This window comes from Ralstonia sp. 25C, assembly GCF_051904805.1.
Taxonomy (GTDB): domain Bacteria; phylum Pseudomonadota; class Gammaproteobacteria; order Burkholderiales; family Burkholderiaceae; genus Ralstonia.
Genome location: NZ_CP196737.1, coordinates 2,405,029 through 2,422,536, shown reverse-complemented (window position 1 = coordinate 2,422,536; position 17,508 = coordinate 2,405,029). Strand labels below are relative to the sequence as shown.

Genomic DNA, 17,508 nt, shown 5'->3' with positions numbered 1-17,508 from the left:
GCACCTCCGCCATGCCGACGCTCGAAACCAAGCTGAACCCCCGTGCCGAAGACTTCAAGGCCAACGCCGATGCCATGCGCACCCTCGTCGCCGATTTGCGCGACAAGGTGGCCCGCATCGCCCAGGGCGGCGGTGATGACGCCCGCGCCAAGCACCTCGCGCGCGGCAAGCTGCTGCCGCGCGACCGCGTGCAGCAACTGCTCGACCCCGGCACGCCGTTCCTGGAGTTCTCGCAGCTGGCGGCGTATGGCATGTACGACGACGCAGCGCCTGGCGCCGGCATCATCACCGGTATCGGCCGCATCTCGGGGCAGGAATGCGTGATTGTCTGCAACGACGCCACAGTCAAGGGCGGCACGTACTACCCGATGACGGTGAAGAAGCACCTGCGCGCGCAGGAGATTGCCGAGCAGAACCACCTGCCCTGCGTCTACCTGGTCGACTCGGGCGGCGCCAACCTGCCGAACCAGGATGACGTCTTCCCCGACCGCGACCACTTCGGCCGCATCTTCTACAACCAGGCCAATCTGTCGTCCAAGGGCATTCCGCAGATCGCGGTGGTGATGGGCTCCTGCACGGCCGGCGGCGCGTACGTGCCCGCCATGAGCGACGAGTCGATCATCGTGAAGGAACAGGGCACGATCTTTCTGGCGGGCCCGCCGCTGGTGAAGGCTGCGACCGGTGAGGTGGTGAGCGCGGAAGACCTGGGCGGTGCCGATGTGCACACGCGCCTGTCTGGCGTGGCGGACTACTTCGCCAACAACGACTCGCACGCACTGGCACAAGCCCGCAGCATCGTCGCCCACCTGAACCGCCGGAAGCCCGAGCAGGTGCAGATTCACGCGCCGGTCGAGCCGCGTTTTCCGGCGGAAGAACTGTATGGCGTGATCCCGACCGATACGCGCAAGCCGTTCGATGTGCGCGAGGTCATCGCTCGCATCGTCGATGATTCCGCCTTTGATGAATTCAAGGCGCGCTACGGCACCACGCTCGTCTGCGGCTTTGCGCGCATCTGGGGCTACCCGGTCGGCATCATCGCCAACAACGGCATTCTGTTTTCAGAGGCGGCCCTCAAGGGCGCGCACTTCATCGAACTGTGCTGCCAACGCAAGATCCCGCTGGTGTTCCTGCAGAACATCACCGGCTTCATGGTCGGGCGTAAGTACGAGAACGAAGGTATCGCCAAGAACGGCGCGAAGATGGTGACGGCCGTGGCGACGGCGCAGGTGCCCAAGTTCACGGTCATCATCGGCGGTTCGTTTGGCGCGGGTAACTACGGCATGTGCGGGCGGGCGTATTCGCCGCGCTTCCTGTGGATGTGGCCGAACGCACGCATCTCGGTGATGGGCGGCGAGCAGGCGGCCAGCGTGCTCGCCACGGTGCGCCGTGACGGCATTGAAGCCAAGGGCGGCCAGTGGAGCGCCGATGAAGAAGCCGCCTTCAAGGCGCCGATCCGCGACCAGTACGAGCGCCAAGGCCACCCGTACTACGCCAGCGCGCGCTTGTGGGACGACGGCGTAATCGACCCGGCCGACACGCGCAGCGTGCTGGGCCTGGGCCTGTCGGCCAGCCTGAACGCGCCGATCGGCGACATGAACTTCGGCGTGTTCCGCATGTAAGCGGGCCGCCGGTTGAATTGAACTGGGGAATGCAGTGAACAAGAAGGTCAGGCGAGCATGGAGCGGCGCGTGTGCGGCCATTGGCTGCGCCGCGCTGCTGACCACCGCCGCCTATGCGCAAGACAAGTCTGCCAGCGGCCTGAGCGAAGCGGTTGTGGAAGTCCCCAAGTCTGCGGGCATCTTCACCGTCAAGCTGGAAACCACGGTCTACAAGCCGGCCGGTGACGGGCCGTTTCCGCTGATCGTGCTCAACCATGGCAAGGCGCACGGCAACCCGGCGTTCCAGAGCCGCGCGCGTTATACCGCACAGGCCGCGGCACTGGTCGCGCGGGGCTATGTGGTGGTGATCCCGATGCGCCAGGGCTTCTCCAAGTCGGGTGGTGCGTATATCGGCGGCGGCTGCAATGTCGAGGCTAACGGCATCGTGCAGACCGAAGACGTGGTCGCCACGCTCGACTACATGACCAAGCAGCCGTATGTGGACCGCGACCGCATCGTCATCATGGGCCAGTCGCACGGCGGCCTCACCACGATGGCCTTCGGCACCATCAGCTACCCCGGTGTACGCGGCCTGGTGAACTTTGCCGGCGGCCTGCGCAACGACACCTGCGTCTCGTGGGAAGACAACCTCGTGCGCGCCTTCGAAAACTACGGGCGCCAGTCACGTTACCCATCGCTATGGTTCTACGGCGACAACGACAGCTACTGGCCCAAGCCGCTGCCGGAGAAGATGTTTGCTGCCTATACCAATGCGGGCGGCAAGGCGCGCTTGGTCGATTACGGCAACTTCCAGAGCGATTCGCACGGCATGTTCGCCAGCCGTGCAGGCCTGGACATCTGGCTGCCCAAGGTGGATGCCTTCCTCCGCGAACTCGGTTTGCCCGCCGGCCCGGTCCCCGCCAACGCGAGCACACAAGACGGCCCCAACAAGGACACGCAATGAACGCCTTCGAAACCCTCGCCTTCGCGCAACACGGCGCGGTCGCCACGCTCACGCTCAACCGGCCCGACGTGCGCAACGCCTTCAACGAGACCGTCATCGCCGAGCTGACCGGTGCGTTCCGCGCACTGGCCGATGAGCCGAGCGTGCGCGCCATCGTCCTAGCCGGCACCGGCCCTGCCTTCTGCGCCGGCGCCGACCTGAACTGGATGAAGAAGATGGCCGTTTACTCCGATGACGAGAACCGCGCCGATGCCCTGCGCCTGGCCGAAATGCTGCGCGCCATCTACACCTGCCCCAAGCCCGTGATCGCGCGCGTGCAAGGCGACACGTATGCCGGTGGCGTCGGCCTGGTCGCCGCGTGCGATATCGTGGTGGCGGTGGAGACGGCCAACTTCTGCCTGTCGGAAGCCAAGCTCGGGTTGATTCCGGCCACCATCAGCCCGTACGTGATCCGCGCGTTGGGCGAGCAGGCCTCGCGCCGCTACTTCATCACCGCCGAGCGCTTCTCTGCGGCCGAGGCGCATCGCCTTGGCCTCGTGCATGAGCTGGTGAACGCTGACTTGCTCGACGCCAAGGTGAACGACATCACCGCAGCACTCGTCGCCAACAGCCCGAACGCCGTGCGTGAGAGCAAGCGCCTCGTGCGGGAGGTGGCCGGTGCGCCCGTCAATGACGCACTGGTGGCCGATACCGCTGAACGTATCGCCGCCATTCGCGCCTCAGAAGAAGGCCGCGAAGGCGTGCAAAGTTTTCTGGGCAAGCGCAAGCCGAATTGGCTGCTGCCGGCCTGAACCGTATAACTACGAAACCACGCATCAAAAAATCATTTGAAGGAAGTCCCCATGCAACACACTCCGCTCAACTTCGTTCCGAACGCCGGCAAGGTGCCCGTCACGCCGGGCCAAGCCCCCGACGCGCGCTGGAGCCGCGAAGCCATCGAAGCGCTGTTCGCGCTGCCGTTCAACGACCTGCTGTTCCAGGCGCAGCAAGTCCACCGCGCCAACTTTGATGCGAACGCGGTGCAGCTCTCGACGCTGCTGTCCATCAAGACGGGCGGTTGCCCGGAAGACTGCTCGTACTGCCCGCAATCGGCGCGCTACGACACGGGTGTTGAGGCTGAAAAGCTGATGCCGATCGACGAAGTGCTGGAAGCTGCATCGCGCGCCAAGCAGAACGGCGCGAGCCGCTTCTGCATGGGTGCCGCGTGGCGCAACCCGAAGCCGCATCAGCTCGATGCTGTGGCTGACATGGTGCGCGGCGTGAAAGCGATGGGGCTGGAGACCTGTGTGACGCTGGGCATGCTCAAGCAGGAACAGGCTGCGCAGTTGAAGGACGCAGGCCTCGACTACTACAACCACAACCTCGACACCGCGCCCGAGTTTTACGGCGAGATCATCACCACGCGCACGTACCAGGACCGGCTCGACACGCTGGAGCATGTGCGTGATGCGGGCATCAACGTGTGCTGCGGCGGTATCGTTGGCCTGGGCGAATCGGTGCACGAGCGTGCGGGCCTGATCGCCGAGTTGGCGAACATGGAGCCGTATCCGGATTCGGTGCCGATCAACAACCTGGTGAAGGTGGAAGGGACGCCGCTGGCGGGGAACGAAGAGCTGGATCCGTTTGATTTTGTGCGGACGATTGCCGTGGCGCGGATCACGATGCCCAAGGCGATGGTGCGGCTCTCCGCTGGCCGTGAGGCGATGGATGATGCGTTGCAGGCGCTGTGCTTTATGGCGGGGGCTAACTCGATCTTCTATGGCGAGAAGCTGCTGACGACCGACAACCCGGAAGCTGACGCTGATCGGAAGTTGCTGGCGCGGTTGGGGATGCGGGTTGAGGTGCAGGATCACATGCACCACAGCGCTGATGCTGCGCACTCGCATTCTTCGCATTGCCATATCGACATTACGCCGGCTGATTGATTTGCTTGGCTTTGTCGGGAGGTGGGTTTTTGTGTTGGTGGTCTGCCTCCCTTTCGTCCCCTGCCGGGGCCGACTCACTTTCTTTGTCTTGCCAAAGAAAGTAAGCAAAGAAAGGCGCGCCCGAGATGGCGAAACACTCCTTGAATTTCTGTTGCAGGGAGGGAGGAGAGGCAAACTCGCTTCGCTCAAACAGCCTCCCCTCTTTTTCCTCCCTGCAACAGAAATTCAAGGCGCCATCTAGGGCAGGGTACGGCCACACCATCGCAGCACAAACGCAGTAGTAGGTACGCGGCAAAACGCAGAGCGAAGCAACCGGAAAGCAACGGCAACACAGCAACAAACAAGAGCCTGACAGAGCACGCACACCAACGGTTTGGCCGTTGACGTTCCTGCCCTAGATGGCGCCTTGAATTTTTGTAAGCGGGCGGAAAAAAGACGGGGAACTGTCTGAGCGAAGCGAGTTTTCCCCGTCTCCGCCCGGTTACAAAAATTCAAGGAGGGTGTCGCCATCTCGGGCGCGCCTTTCTTTGGTTACTTTCTTTGGCAAGACAAAGAAAGTGAGTCAGCCCCGGCAGGGGGTGAAACAAGGGATGGACTACAAGGCCCTTCCTTGGCGAAAGCCAAAAAAGGGATGCACCACAAGTGCAAAAGATGCAGAGAACACCGGAGACAAACACCAAATGATCACCAAACTCCTCATCGCCAACCGAGGCGAAATCGCCTGCCGAGTCGCCGCCACCTGCCGCAAGCTGGGCATCCGCACGGTCGCCGTCTACTCCGATGCCGACGCCAACGCCCGCCACGTCGCCGCCTGCGACGAAGCCATCCACATTGGCGAACCCGCCGCCCGCGACAGCTACCTGCGCGCCGACCGCATCCTCGAAGCCGCACTCGCAACAGGCGCCCAGGCCGTCCACCCCGGCTACGGCTTCCTCTCGGAAAACGAAGCCTTCGCCAAAGCCTGCGCAGACGCCGGCATCATCTTCGTCGGCCCGCCAGCCTCGGCCATTGAAGCGATGGGCAGCAAGAGCGCCGCGAAAGCACTGATGGAGAAGGCCGGCGTGCCGCTCGTGCCCGGCTACCACGGCGACAACCAGGACGCCGCCTTCCTGCGCACGCAAGCCGACCGCATCGGCTACCCCGTGCTCATCAAAGCCAGCGCCGGCGGCGGCGGCAAGGGCATGCGCGTGGTGGAATCGAGCGATGCATTCGAAGCCTCGCTCGCCTCCGTCAAACGCGAAGCTTCAAGCAGTTTTGGCGACGACCGCGTGCTGATCGAGAAGTACCTCACCCGCCCGCGCCATATCGAAATCCAGGTCTTCGCCGACAGCTTTGGCGATGCCGTCTACCTGTTCGAGCGCGACTGCTCCGTGCAGCGCCGCCACCAGAAGGTGTTGGAAGAAGCCCCCGCCCCCGGCATGACGCTGGACCGCCGCCGCGCCATGGGCGAAGCCGCCGTGGCCGCCGCGCGCGCTGTCGGCTACGTCGGCGCCGGCACCGTCGAGTTCATCGTCGATGAAGACGGCACGTTCTATTTCATGGAGATGAACACGCGCCTGCAGGTCGAGCACCCCGTCACCGAAATGATCACGGGCGAAGACCTCGTCGAATGGCAATTGCGCGTGGCCTCCGGCGAGCCGCTGCCGCGCACGCAGGATGAACTGCACATCCACGGCCATGCGCTCGAAGCACGCATCTACGCCGAGAACCCCGACCGCGATTTCCTGCCCTCCATCGGCACGCTGAAGGTGCTGCGCACGCCCACGGCGGTGGAGTTCACCGTCGGCGCGCAGGCCAATGGCGAACCCGCGGCCGTGCGGATCGACGCCGGTGTGCGCGAGGGCGACGCCATCAGCCCCTACTACGACCCGATGATCGCCAAGCTGATCGTCTGGGGCCGCGACCGCGAAGAAGCACTCGCGCGCATGCTTCAGGCGCTGGGCAGCTTCCACCTGGTCGGGCTGTCGTCCAACGTGGCCTTCCTGCGCCGCTTGGTGGCATCGAAGCCGTTTGCGACCGCCGATCTGGATACGGGCCTGATCGCACGCAATCACGACACGCTGTTCCCCGCTGCGCCTGAAGTGCCGCAAGACGCCATCGCCCTGGCCGTGGCCGCACTGCTGGCGCGCGAGGCGCGCAGCCTGCGCACCGACACACGCGATCCGCACTCCCCATGGGCGCGCGGCAGCGGCTGGCGCCTGAACAGCGCGGCAGAACGCTCGCTACGCTTCACCCACGGCGATCAATCCATCGATGCCACGCTCGTCTACGGCCGCGACGGCTCGCGCCTGAAAACCAATGGCGCCGACGCACCCTTCACCACGCAACGCCACAGCGAGACCTTCACCATCGCGCTCGGCTCGCACAAGGCCACCGGCCAGGTGCACGCAGATGGCGACGTCTTCCACGTCTTCACCGGCGGCGCGCACTGGACGCTCGAGCGCCACGACCCGCTCGCCCACGCGGGTGAGACCGACGACGAAGGCGGCAAGCTGACCGCACCGATGCCCGGCAAGGTCATCGCCGTCCTCGCCACGCCCGGGCAGAGCGTCACCAAGGGCGCACCGCTGGTCGTCATGGAAGCGATGAAGATGGAACACACGCTCACCGCGCCTGCGGATGGCGTGGTCGAATCCGTGCTGTATGGCGTGGGCGATCAGGTGACGGAAGGCGTGCAGTTGCTGGCGTTCAAGCCGGCAGAGTGACGCGAAAGCGGGCCGCCAAGAGCCTCGGCGGCTCACTTCTCAGTGCGTGTATTATGTACAGAATTATGTACTGATTTTATGAGGAGCCTGCCATGGCTTTTTCAGCACGCGACGTGATTCCGCTGTCCCAAGCGCGAGCCAACCTGTCAGAGTTGGCCGAGCAGGTCAAAGCTGGCGCAGAGAAGATCGTCACCAAAAACGGCGAGAGCTATGTTGCCTTGATCGACGCGCAACGGCTCGACTACTACCACCAGCTTGAGCGCGCACGGATTCATCTGCTGCTGCTGGACGATGCCGCCAAGGGGCTGGCTGATGTGGAGGCTGGGCGCGTCAAGGATGCCCGACAAGCACTCGGCGCATTGAAGCGCCAGCGTAGCCGCAAGGCATAACTGACGAATGGCGCGCAAACCACGCTTATCCGTCAAGTTGACGGAGAACTTCGAACATAACCTCGAAGCCATTGAAGCGTTCTGGATCGAACGCGATTTTCCAGAAGGCTACGACCGCCTGCTCGATGAATTGACGGAGACCGTTGTTCCCAATCTGGAGCAATTTCCGACGATGGGGCCACCACTACTATCTAGGGCAGCGACATCGGTCGAGGCGCTTACAAAGCAGGGCCAACTGAAACGTCAACTGGCACACGCTGCTGACGGCGAGTTGCGTGAGTACGTCCTTCGGGAGTACCTCGTCTTGTACGCCCATCTCGGTGAAACGATCTACCTGCTGTCGATCCGACACCACCGACAACTGTCCTTCGACTTTGCGCACCTGTGGCCCGGACAGCCCTAAAACCAGCCGCCACGCGCCTCGTCGGCCCCTGCTACACTGCTTGACGTATACGTCAACCGTGCGTCAACCACGCATCTCGAAGTCGCCCCACATGCACATCCAGATCTACACGCCCGACGGCAAGCCCCAACCCTGGCTCGATGGTTTTGCGCAGGCGCTGCCTGAGGCGCGGCTGTCGGTGTGGGAACAAGGTGCGGCGCAGGATGCCGACTACGCGGTGGTCTGGCAACCGCCCGCCGATATGCTGCGCGGGCGCCAGGACTTGCGCGCGGTGTTCAACCTCGGTGCCGGTGTCGACGCCATCCTCGGCCTGCGTGCGCAATCGCCCGACGCCATCCCGGACGGTCTGCCAATCGTGCGCCTGGACGACGCCGGCATGGCCGCGCAAATGGGCGAGTACGTCACGCATGCCGTGCTGCGCTTCTTCCGCCGCCTCGATGAATACGAGCGCCAGCAGCAGGCCAAGATGTGGCGCTTCCTCAAACCGTTCAATCGCGATGAGTTTGTCGTCGGCGTGCTGGGCCTGGGCGTGCTCGGTACGCACATCGCCAAGACGCTAGCGGGCTTCGGTTTTCCGGTGCGCGGTTGGAGCCGTTCGGCGAAGACCATCGACGGCATCGATTGCCGCGCAGGCACCGATGCGCTGCCCGGCTTTCTGTCGGGCACGCGCGTGCTGGTGAACGTGCTGCCGCTCACCGCTGACACCGAGAACGTGATCGACGCCAAGCTGCTCACGCAGCTCACACCGGGCGCGTTCCTCGTCAACGTGGCGCGTGGCAAGCACGTGGTGGAAGACGATCTGCTCGCCGCTGTGCGCAGCGGGCAGATTGCCGGCGCCGCGCTCGACGTGTTCCGCACCGAGCCGCTGCCCGCCGATCACCCTTTCTGGACCGAACCGCGCATCCACATCACGCCGCACATTTCGGCGCTGACGCTGCGCGAGGTGAGCATTGCCCAGATCGCGCGCAAGATCCGCGCGCTGGAAGCCGGCGAACCGATCGTCGGCATCGTCGATCTGCAACGAGGTTACTGAGATGAGCTATCCGCATTTTGTGAAGGTGGTCGAAGTCGGCCCGCGCGACGGTCTGCAGAACGAGAAGGCGCCGGTCTCCACCGACACCAAGGTCGAACTGGTGAACCGCCTGTCAGACGCCGGTTTCGTCAACGTGGAAGCCGCGTCGTTCGTGTCGCCCAAGTGGGTGCCGGCGATGGCCGACGGCGCTGACGTGATGGCGCGCATCCAGCGCCGGCCGGGCACGCTGTATTCGGTGCTCACGCCCAACATGAAGGGCTTCGAGGGTGCCGCTGCGGCGGGGGCCGATGAGATAGTGATCTTCAGCGCCGCCAGCGAGGCCTTCGCACAGAAGAACATCAACTGCTCGATTGCCGAATCGATCGAGCGCTTCGTGCCGGTGGCCAAGGCAGCGAAGGATGCGGGCATTCGCGTGCGCGGGTCGATCTCGTGCTCGCTTGGGTGCCCGTATCAGGGCGAGGTGCCGGTGTCTGCCGTGGTCGACGTGATCCAGCGCATGGCCGACCTCGGCTGCGATGAGATCGACATTGCTGACACCATCGGCGTGGGCACCGCCGGGCGCGTGAAGACGGTGATGGAAGCCGCTGCAGCGACCTTCCCGATCGACCGCCTCTCCGGCCACTTCCACGACACGTATGGCCAGGCGCTGGCCAACATCCTCGCCAGCCTGGAAGTCGGCATCAACATCTTCCACGCATCGGTGGCGGGGCTGGGCGGCTGCCCGTACGCCAAGGGCGCGACCGGCAACGTGGCGACCGAAGACGTGCTGTACCTGCTGCATGGCCTGGGCATCCGCACCGGCATTGATCTGGACAAGGTGGTGCTGGCGGGTGATTTCATCTCGCAAGCCATCGGCCGACCGACCGCTTCACGCGCGGGCCGCGCACTGCTGCTCAAACTGCAGGACCAGATCGCCCAGGCCTGCATCTGAACCTTCACGAAGAACAACGATGACCGCTACCGACACCAACGCCCCCCTGCCTGAATCCGCCCAGCGCGTGGCCGACCACTTGCGCACACTCGGCTACGAGAAAGCCATCGTCATGCTGCCGGCCACCGGCAAGACCTCCGCCGAAGCGGCTGCCGGCCTGGGCTGCTCGGTGGCGGAGATCGCCAAGTCGATCATCTTCCGCCGCGCAGAAGACGACGTGCCGGTATTGGTGATCGCCAGCGGCACCAACCGTGTCGACGAGGCAAAGGTTTCCGCGCACGTGGGTGCCCTCGCCAAGGCCGACGCCAAATTCGTGCGCGAGAAGACGGGTTATGCCATCGGCGGCGTGTGCCCCGTCGGCCATGCGGTCAAGCCCGTGATGCTGCTCGACCGCGACCTGTTCCAGTACGACAGCGTGTGGGCCGCGGCTGGCCATCCGCACGCGGTGTTCAATCTCACGCCCGCCGAGCTCGAGGCGATGACCGGCGCACCCGTCGCCGACATCGCCCAGCGAGATTGATCGAACGCTCATGGACGGCTGTACACGCGCCCAACTCAAGCTCGCGCTCGGCAAGCTGCGCAACAGCCGCGCGCAGGCTGAGCGTGCACTGCCGGTCGCGTCGCCATGCATCAACGTATGCAAGATGAACGATGCGCGCGGCCTGTGCATCGGCTGCATGCGTACCCTCGACGAGATTGCCACGTGGTCGACCATGAATGACGCTGCACGCCTCGCAGTCTGGAAGACCTTGCCCGAGCGCGCGTGCACGTGGCTTAACGACACGCCCTGCGCCTAACCGCCCCCAACATGGCCGAACACGACATCGTCACCCTCCCAGACTCGATGCGCGTGTTCGAGCGTGGTTGGCTGTCGTCCAACAACATCCTCTTCTTCGATGAGGACGCGCACGGCGGCTGCTCGCTGGTCGACTCCGGGTACCTCACACACGCCCCGCAGACCGTGGCGCTGGTGCAGCACGCGCTACAAGGCAGGCCGCTGCGCCGTCTGCTGAATACGCATCTGCATTCCGACCACTGCGGCGGCAACGCGGCACTGCAAGCGCTGTACGACTGCCACACCCGCGTGCCTGCCGCGCAAGTCGCCGACGTGCGCCGCTGGGATGCGGAGGCCCTGAGCTACACCCCCACCGGCCAACAGTGCGCGCGCTTCACGCTGCCCGAAACGGATGCCGACGCCGGCCTCGCAGACGGCATGACCTTGCGCCTGGGCGACTTCGACTGGCAGGTCATCAGTGCACCGGGGCATGACCCGAACGCGGTCATTCTCTTCAGCCCCGATACGCGTGTGTTGCTCTCCGCCGATGCACTGTGGGAACGCGGCTTTGGCGTGATCTTCCCCGAGCTGGAAGGCGAGAGCGGCTTTACCGAGCAGCAGGCGATTCTCGAACGTATCGCGCAGCTCGATGCGCGTGTCGTCATCCCCGGGCATGGCCGGCCGTTCACCGGCGTCAATGCCGCCATTGATGCGTCGCTCAGTCGGTTGGCCTATCTTCGGGTGGATGCGGAGCGCAATGCGCTGCATGCCATCCGCGTGCTGGTGAAGTTCAAGCTGCTGGAGCAGCAAGCGCTCGCCCATGAAGCGCTGGCCGCGTGGTTCACGCAGACGACGTTGATGCCGCGGTTGCAGGGGCGGTTCTTTCCCAACACATCATTGGTCGAGATGCTTGATGCGGCCATTGCTGCGCTGGTTAAGGCGGGGGCGGCAACAGTCGAGCACGGACAGATTCGCAACCGCGATTGACCGCAGAAACACAACCCGGCACGAACTGATGTCCCCTCCGGCGCAGGGTTGCGCCATCGTGTGACCTATCTACGATCGAGCCCGATGGCAAAATGCCATCGCGACGCATTCAATACACAAAAAAGGGGAAGGGGTATGAGGGTCATCCAGTGGCTGCTGCTGGGCGCTTGCTGCGCCATCACGGGCTGCGCATCCATCGTCAGCGGCACCAATCAGGTCGTTTCAGTGGAAACACGCAAGAACGACGTGCCGGTGACCGGCGCAAACTGCAAGCTCGTCAACAGCAAGGGCACGTACTACGTGACAACGCCGGGCACTGTGACGATCCACCGCGCGTATGGGGATCTCAGCGTGCGATGCGACAAGGACGAGATGGCCGCTGGCCTTGCGACCGTGAAGTCGACTACCAAGGCGATGGCGTTCGGCAATGTACTGTTCGGCGGTGCAATAGGTGTTGCAGTGGACACGTCATCAGGCGCGGCCTATGACTATCCCGACGTCATCATGGTGCGCATGGGCACCAACTCGATCGTCAGCATTCCGGCGGTGGCCGGTGGCATGGCCCACACCGAGGTCTCCCTGCCCGCACCGTCGGGCTACGCGGATGCCAGCAACGTCGATGCCGTACCCTACGCGTTTGCCCGAAAGGGCTACACCCGCTACCTCGCGAGCAAGGCTCCCAAGGCATTCGTGCTTGCAGACGGCGGCCACCATACGTATTGGTGGTCCGACAAGGATTCCATCGAGAAGGCCATGACGCTGTGCCACTCGAAGCAGTTCACCAACTGCCAGCTCTATGCCTATGACGATGTCGTCGTGTGGCCACGCAATGCGGTCATTACGCCGGCCGTGCCCGCAGCCACCGCGAACCCGACCGTATCGACAACCGGGTCGACCAACGCGGGTCCTGTCTCGCCTTGATCGCGCGGAAGAACGCCACTCAACGCTGATGTCCTGGTCAAAACGCTGAAGCCGAGCCGTCCAATCGCAACACCTCGCAAAACCCCTCGCCCACGGAGGGCGGCTCGAACAGTGTGGCAACGCTTCTAATGCTCGCCTCCGGCACCCGCTGGTCAGCCGCGCGCAGCGCATTGCGCGCAAGCGCCAGGTCGATTGGCGTGTCGATCCATACAGCGATCACGCCAGCCCCATATCGACGGGCCAGTTCTAGAATCGGCTGCCGATGCCGGATACCGGGCAGCGCAGCATCGAACACAATGCAGGGCGCATAGCGCCGCGCGTTCAAACGGATCCAGTGCGATTTTCCTGCGCCTTGCAGGCCGCAGACGATCAATAGCCGATGCATGCCAGTTGGTGCGGGCCGCTGCAGGTGATCCTCCAGCAGCCGAAAGCAGCGCGCCCAAGCGTCCTTGCTATGCTCGGGCGTCCAGACACGTCCGGAAGGCGTTGCCAGAAACGCATCGGGGTTGATGATGTCAACGTGCGCCACCATCGCTTCCTGCATCACGCGAAGAACGCCTGCATCTCCGTCAACAACGCCTCCGGCGCCTCCTCCGGCACGTAGTGCCCGCACGGCACGGTGCCGCCGCTCACGTTCTCCGCTACGGCCTGCCACAGCTCCAGCGGCTTGAAGCACCGCTGAATCACCCCATGCTCGCCCCACAGCACGCGCAGGGGCACACGCACACGCTTGCCGGCTTCGCGATCGGCGCGATCGTGTTCGAGGTCGATGGTGGCGGCGGCGCGGTAGTCCTCGCACATGGCGTGCACGCAGGCGGGCTCGCGCATGGCGGCGGCGTAGGTGGCCATGGCTTCGGGCGCGAATGGCTGCAGGCCTGCATGGCGCAGCCCCATCAGCTTGCTGATGTAGAAATCGGGCGTCGCGTTGATGAGCGTTTCGGGAAACGGGTGCGGCTGGATCAGGAAGAACCAGTGCCAGTAGGCGGACGCAAACGCCATGTCGGTGTGTTCGTACATCGCCAGCGTGGGCGCGATGTCGAGCAGCATGGCGCGCTCCACGTGCGCGGGGTGATCGACGCACAGGCGATGCGCCACACGGGCGCCGCGGTCGTGCGCGCATAGCCGGAAGCGGCCGAAGCCGAGCGCGCGCATCACCTCCACTTGGTCCTGTGCCATGACGCGTTTGCTGTATTCCACATGCCGGGCGCTGCCTTCCGGTTTGGACGAGGCGCCATAGCCGCGCAGATCGGTCGCGACGACGGTGTAATCACGTGCCAAGTCCTGCGCCACCTTGTGCCAGATCACATGGCTTTGCGGATGCCCGTGCAGCAACAGCAAGGGCGGACCACTGCCACCGATCACCCCCGCAATCTCCACCCCGTTGACGGTCTGGCGGAACGGGCGAAAGCCGGGAAACAGCGCGGCGTCTGCGGCGGCGGTAGCGGCGTCGATGGATAGCGGCGTGGTCATGCGGGTCTCCGTGGTGGTGTGCGATGCGTGCGATGGATGCTCCGCATGCTAGCGCACCGCGGGCATGCACGTTGCGAAGCTGTCCGCTCCGCCCATCTCCATCTGACAGGAGCGCACCATGACTACGCTATCCGGCACCCGCATCGCCATCCTCGTCGACGACCTCTTCGAGCAAGCCGAGCTCGCCAGCCCCAAGCAAGCGCTGGAAGAAGCCGGCGCCACCACCGCCATCATCGCGCCCAAGGCCGGCAGCGTGACAGGGTTGCATCACGACACCAAGGCCGACAAGTTCAAAGTGGATTTGGTGCTGGACTACGCCCGCGCGGAAGACTTCCATGGCCTGGTGCTGCCCGGCGGCGTGTTCAACGCGGATGCGCTGCGCATGGTGCCCGCCGCGCAGGCCTTTGTAAAAGCGTTCGAGCGCGAGCAAAAACCCATTGCCGTGATCTGCCACGGGCCGTGGCTGCTGGTGTCGGCCGGGCTGGTGCGCGGACGTACGCTCACGAGCTGGCCCACGCTGCAGGACGACATCCGCAACGCAGGCGGCATGTGGGTCAACCAGGAAGTCGTGACCGACCGCAACTGGGTCAGCAGCCGCAAACCCGACGACCTGCCCGCCTTCAACCGCACCTTTATCGAATTGCTTGCGCAGCATGCGCATGCCTGAGGCGGATTGCGGCGATGCGGGGTGCGGGATCGTTCCTATAATCGAACGACGCCCTCCGCACACCCTCACCAGGAGCCGCCATGCCCGCCGCCAAGCATCTGCCGCCCGCCCTGCAACATCTGACGCTGCCCGTAATCGGCTCGCCGATGTTCATCGTGAGTTATCCGGAGCTGGTGTTGGCGCAGTGCAAGGCGGGCATCGTCGGCGCGTTTCCGGCGCTCAACGCACGCCCCGCCGAGGTGCTGGACGACTGGCTCACGCAGATCAATGAAGACCTGGCCGCCCACCGCGCCGCACATCCGCACGATGTGGTCGGGCCGCTCGCGGTCAATCAGATCGTGCACCACTCGAATGCACGGCTGGAGCAGGACGTGGCCACCTGCGTCAAGCACAAGGTGCCGATCTTCATCACCTCGCTGCGCGCGCCGGTCAAGGAGATCCTGGATGCCGTGCACAGCTACGGTGGCATCGTCCTGCACGACGTGATCAACCTGCGCCATGCCGAGAAGGCGCTCGAAGCCGGCGTCGATGGCTTGACCCTGGTAGCGGCGGGTGCGGGCGGACATGCCGGCACGCTGTCGCCATTCGCGCTGGTGGGCGAGGTGCGGCGCATCTTCGACGGGCCGATCGCGCTGTCGGGCGCCATCGCCACGGGCGACGCCATCCTGGCCGCGCAGGCCATGGGCGCGGACCTCGCCTACATCGGCACACGCTTCATCGCGAGCAAAGAGGCGCATGCGGCAGAAAGCTACAAGCAAGCGATCCTGCGTGCGGCCGCGTCGGACATCGTCTACACGAACCTCTTCACAGGCGTGCACGGCAACTACATCCGCGAAAGCATCGAATTGGCGGGCCTGGACCCTGCCGCCCTGCCCGAAGCCGACAAGTCGACGATGAACTTTGGCGATGGCAGCTCGCGCGCCAAAGCCTGGAAAGACATCTGGGGCGCGGGTCAAGGTGTCGGCCAGATCGGGGATGTTCCACCCGCCGGGGAAATCGTCGCCCGCCTGAAAGCCGAATATGACGCGGCGAAATTGCGTCTGGCGATCCACCTGCGTCTGTAAGCACGGGCTGGATGGGCGTACCCCACTGCACTTCGATTGACTTGCGGCGGTCGCACTTCTAAATTCAAAAATGCTCAAGAACAAGCGCGGCGACGGGACGCTTATCCCGGGCGACCACGCAAGCGTGTGCGCAATCATCCTTGGGGGGATGTTAGACAGGCGTCTGATTTCCTGTTGCCGCGTACCGACAAGAAGGAGAACACGATGACGCACTGTCTCGCGCCTGCGCGCTGGCTTGCAAAGCTGGCGGCCGTGGCGCTGAGCGTGGTGGCGCTGGCTCTGTCAGGCTGCGCCACCCGGACTCCGGATACCGCTGCAGGCGCCGAACTGCGCTTGCCCCAACCTGGCGAAGCCCAGGTGCGGGCCGCCTACGTATATGCGTTTCCGTTGATGATGACGGACGCCCTGCTGCAGACCACTTCCGCCCAGGCACCCACGGGCCGTTTCATGCACCAGCGCACACTCGACGAAGCGGCTACGCCCGCCGGCGCGCGCACCCGCGTGGATGCGCTCACGAGCAGCGCCTTCGTCGATTTGCGCAACGGCCCGGTGGTACTGAGCCTGCCCGACGTAGGCCGCCGCCACATCTGGGTGGCATTGCATGACGGGTGGACAGACATCTTTGAATCGCTGGGCAACCGCACCACCGGCACGCGCGCCGCGCACTACGCCATCACGCCGCCGGGCTGGGAAGGCACGTTGCCGGCGGGCGTCAAACAGGTCGCCGCGCCAACCAACTTGGTGTGGATCGTGGCCCGCACGCAGACGGCCGGCCAGCGCGATCTGCCCGCCGCACGCCGGGTGCAAGACCGCTATCGCATCACGCCGCTGGACGCCTTCGGCAAACCCGCCGCCCGCGACACCGAAGCGGAAGCCGACGCCGACAAAGCCACCGACATCGACATCAGCCTGGACGCCGCGCGCCGCCGCGTCACCGCGCTCGACGCCAACGCCTACTTCACCCGCTTTGCCGCGCTGCTCAAAGACAACCCGCCGCACCCGGCGGATTCCACGATGGTGCAGTCCCTGCGAGATCTGGGCATCACGCCCGGCGCGCCGTTCGATGCCAAGGCGGTGAACGCCTCCAGCTTGAAAGTGATGGACGCCGGTGTCGACGCGGCACGCAGCACGCTGGAGCTGGCCGTCAAGCAGCCGACCATCACGCAGAACGGCTGGTTCATCCCCCGCTATGTCGGCGCGTATGGGCTGGACTACGCGCAGCGCGCCATCGTGGCGTGGGACGGCGGCGGTGCCGACCTGCCGCAAGACATGCTGATCGCCACTGCCACGACGGACGCCAACGGCCTATCGCTCGACAGCGTGCACCCGTACGTGCTGCATTTCGATCGCAACCAGCTGCCGCCCGAAAACGCCGGCTGGGCCGTGGCCGCCATCGCCATGGCGCCGCAGCCCGCACGTGCAGCGGCGCGGTGGGAACTGCGCAACATGCTCAGCGAAGCGGACCGCCCGCGCCTGAACCCGGATGGTTCGCTCGACATCCTGATCCAGCGCCTGCCGCCCAAGGGCATGCGCAACAACTGGCTGCCACCGCCGACGGGGCCGTTCCAACTGCGCATGCAACTGACCTGGCCCAAGGAGGCTGCGCTGGATGGCTCCTGGGTACCGCCGGCTGTGCAACGGCGAAATTGACTTCCTCCCGCACAATCCAGTTTACT

18 protein-coding genes are annotated in these 17,508 nt (G+C 64.8%); 16 read left to right on the top strand and 2 right to left on the bottom strand.

Translation table 11 applies throughout. The annotated features are described in order from the left end of the window. Positions 1 to 11: 11 nt before the first annotated feature. The 13 genes from ACS7SF_RS11295 (at position 12) to ACS7SF_RS11235 (ending at position 12,631) form a co-directional block, all read left to right on the top strand. A complete protein-coding gene (locus tag ACS7SF_RS11295; protein WP_439889874.1) occupies positions 12 to 1,619 on the top strand; it encodes a carboxyl transferase domain-containing protein in 1,608 nt (535 codons plus the stop codon). 34 nt (positions 1,620 to 1,653) lie between these two features. After that, on the top strand, positions 1,654 to 2,562 hold the full coding sequence (locus ACS7SF_RS11290) for a dienelactone hydrolase family protein (RefSeq protein ID WP_439889873.1): 909 nt from the start codon (positions 1,654 to 1,656) through the stop codon (positions 2,560 to 2,562). Next, the gene (locus ACS7SF_RS11285) at positions 2,559 to 3,353 is read left to right on the top strand and encodes an enoyl-CoA hydratase/isomerase family protein (protein ID WP_439889872.1); all 795 of its coding nucleotides are present in this window, start codon (positions 2,559 to 2,561) and stop codon (positions 3,351 to 3,353) included. The genes ACS7SF_RS11290 and ACS7SF_RS11285 overlap by 4 nt, the downstream gene beginning before the upstream one ends. A 51-nt stretch (positions 3,354 to 3,404) precedes the next feature. Further along, positions 3,405 to 4,487 carry a biotin synthase BioB gene (bioB, locus tag ACS7SF_RS11280; protein WP_439889871.1) on the top strand — a complete coding sequence of 361 codons (1,083 nt, stop codon included), beginning with the start codon at positions 3,405 to 3,407 and terminating at the stop codon, positions 4,485 to 4,487. Between the two features lie 680 nt (positions 4,488 to 5,167). Continuing rightward, entirely contained in the window at positions 5,168 to 7,192 is a 2,025-nt protein-coding gene (locus ACS7SF_RS11275) for an acetyl/propionyl/methylcrotonyl-CoA carboxylase subunit alpha (protein WP_439889870.1), read from the top strand. A gap of 92 nt (positions 7,193 to 7,284) precedes the next feature. Then, positions 7,285 to 7,581 (top strand): type II toxin-antitoxin system Phd/YefM family antitoxin, encoded by a 297-nt coding sequence (locus tag ACS7SF_RS11270; protein ID WP_439889869.1) that lies wholly within the window; start codon positions 7,285 to 7,287, stop codon positions 7,579 to 7,581. Between the two features lie 7 nt (positions 7,582 to 7,588). After that, a complete protein-coding gene (locus tag ACS7SF_RS11265; protein ID WP_439889868.1) occupies positions 7,589 to 7,984 on the top strand; it encodes a type II toxin-antitoxin system RelE/ParE family toxin in 396 nt (131 codons plus the stop codon). Between the two features lie 91 nt (positions 7,985 to 8,075). After that, positions 8,076 to 9,017, top strand: a complete 942-nt coding sequence (locus ACS7SF_RS11260) for a 2-hydroxyacid dehydrogenase (RefSeq protein WP_439889867.1) — start codon at positions 8,076 to 8,078, stop codon at positions 9,015 to 9,017. Between the two features lies 1 nt (position 9,018). Further along, complete coding sequence (locus ACS7SF_RS11255) at positions 9,019 to 9,948, top strand: hydroxymethylglutaryl-CoA lyase (RefSeq protein WP_439889866.1); 930 nt, start codon at positions 9,019 to 9,021, stop codon at positions 9,946 to 9,948. A gap of 19 nt (positions 9,949 to 9,967) precedes the next feature. Further along, positions 9,968 to 10,468: a YbaK/EbsC family protein gene (locus ACS7SF_RS11250; protein WP_045202349.1), complete on the top strand. Its 501-nt coding sequence runs from the start codon at positions 9,968 to 9,970 to the stop codon at positions 10,466 to 10,468. Positions 10,469 to 10,478: 10 nt separating this feature from the next. Further along, a complete protein-coding gene (locus ACS7SF_RS11245) occupies positions 10,479 to 10,745 on the top strand; it encodes a DUF1289 domain-containing protein (protein ID WP_439889865.1) in 267 nt (88 codons plus the stop codon). A gap of 11 nt (positions 10,746 to 10,756) precedes the next feature. Further along, on the top strand, positions 10,757 to 11,710 hold the full coding sequence (locus tag ACS7SF_RS11240) for an MBL fold metallo-hydrolase (protein WP_439889864.1): 954 nt from the start codon (positions 10,757 to 10,759) through the stop codon (positions 11,708 to 11,710). A 135-nt stretch (positions 11,711 to 11,845) separates the two neighbouring features. Continuing rightward, complete coding sequence (locus tag ACS7SF_RS11235) at positions 11,846 to 12,631, top strand: hypothetical protein (protein WP_439889863.1); 786 nt, start codon at positions 11,846 to 11,848, stop codon at positions 12,629 to 12,631. 37 nt (positions 12,632 to 12,668) lie between these two features. On the opposite strand, the gene ACS7SF_RS11230 is transcribed toward ACS7SF_RS11235, so the two are convergent. Together ACS7SF_RS11230 and ACS7SF_RS11225 are read right to left on the bottom strand one after the other, a co-directional pair. Further along, positions 12,669 to 13,175 carry an AAA family ATPase gene (locus tag ACS7SF_RS11230; RefSeq protein ID WP_439892746.1) on the bottom strand — a complete coding sequence of 169 codons (507 nt, stop codon included), beginning with the start codon at positions 13,173 to 13,175 and terminating at the stop codon, positions 12,669 to 12,671. Next, on the bottom strand, positions 13,175 to 14,101 hold the full coding sequence (locus ACS7SF_RS11225) for an alpha/beta fold hydrolase (protein ID WP_439889862.1): 927 nt from the start codon (positions 14,099 to 14,101) through the stop codon (positions 13,175 to 13,177). The genes ACS7SF_RS11230 and ACS7SF_RS11225 overlap by 1 nt, the downstream gene beginning before the upstream one ends. Positions 14,102 to 14,219: 118 nt before the next feature. Between ACS7SF_RS11225 and ACS7SF_RS11220 the strand changes: the two genes are divergently transcribed. The 3 genes from ACS7SF_RS11220 (at position 14,220) to ACS7SF_RS11210 (ending at position 17,482) form a co-directional block, all read left to right on the top strand. Continuing rightward, complete coding sequence (locus ACS7SF_RS11220) at positions 14,220 to 14,768, top strand: type 1 glutamine amidotransferase domain-containing protein (RefSeq protein WP_439889861.1); 549 nt, start codon at positions 14,220 to 14,222, stop codon at positions 14,766 to 14,768. An 80-nt stretch (positions 14,769 to 14,848) separates the two neighbouring features. Further along, positions 14,849 to 15,832 carry an NAD(P)H-dependent flavin oxidoreductase gene (locus ACS7SF_RS11215; protein WP_439889860.1) on the top strand — a complete coding sequence of 328 codons (984 nt, stop codon included), beginning with the start codon at positions 14,849 to 14,851 and terminating at the stop codon, positions 15,830 to 15,832. 204 nt (positions 15,833 to 16,036) lie between these two features. After that, complete coding sequence (locus ACS7SF_RS11210; RefSeq protein WP_439889859.1) at positions 16,037 to 17,482, top strand: DUF1254 domain-containing protein; 1,446 nt, start codon at positions 16,037 to 16,039, stop codon at positions 17,480 to 17,482. Positions 17,483 to 17,508: the final 26 nt, after the last annotated feature.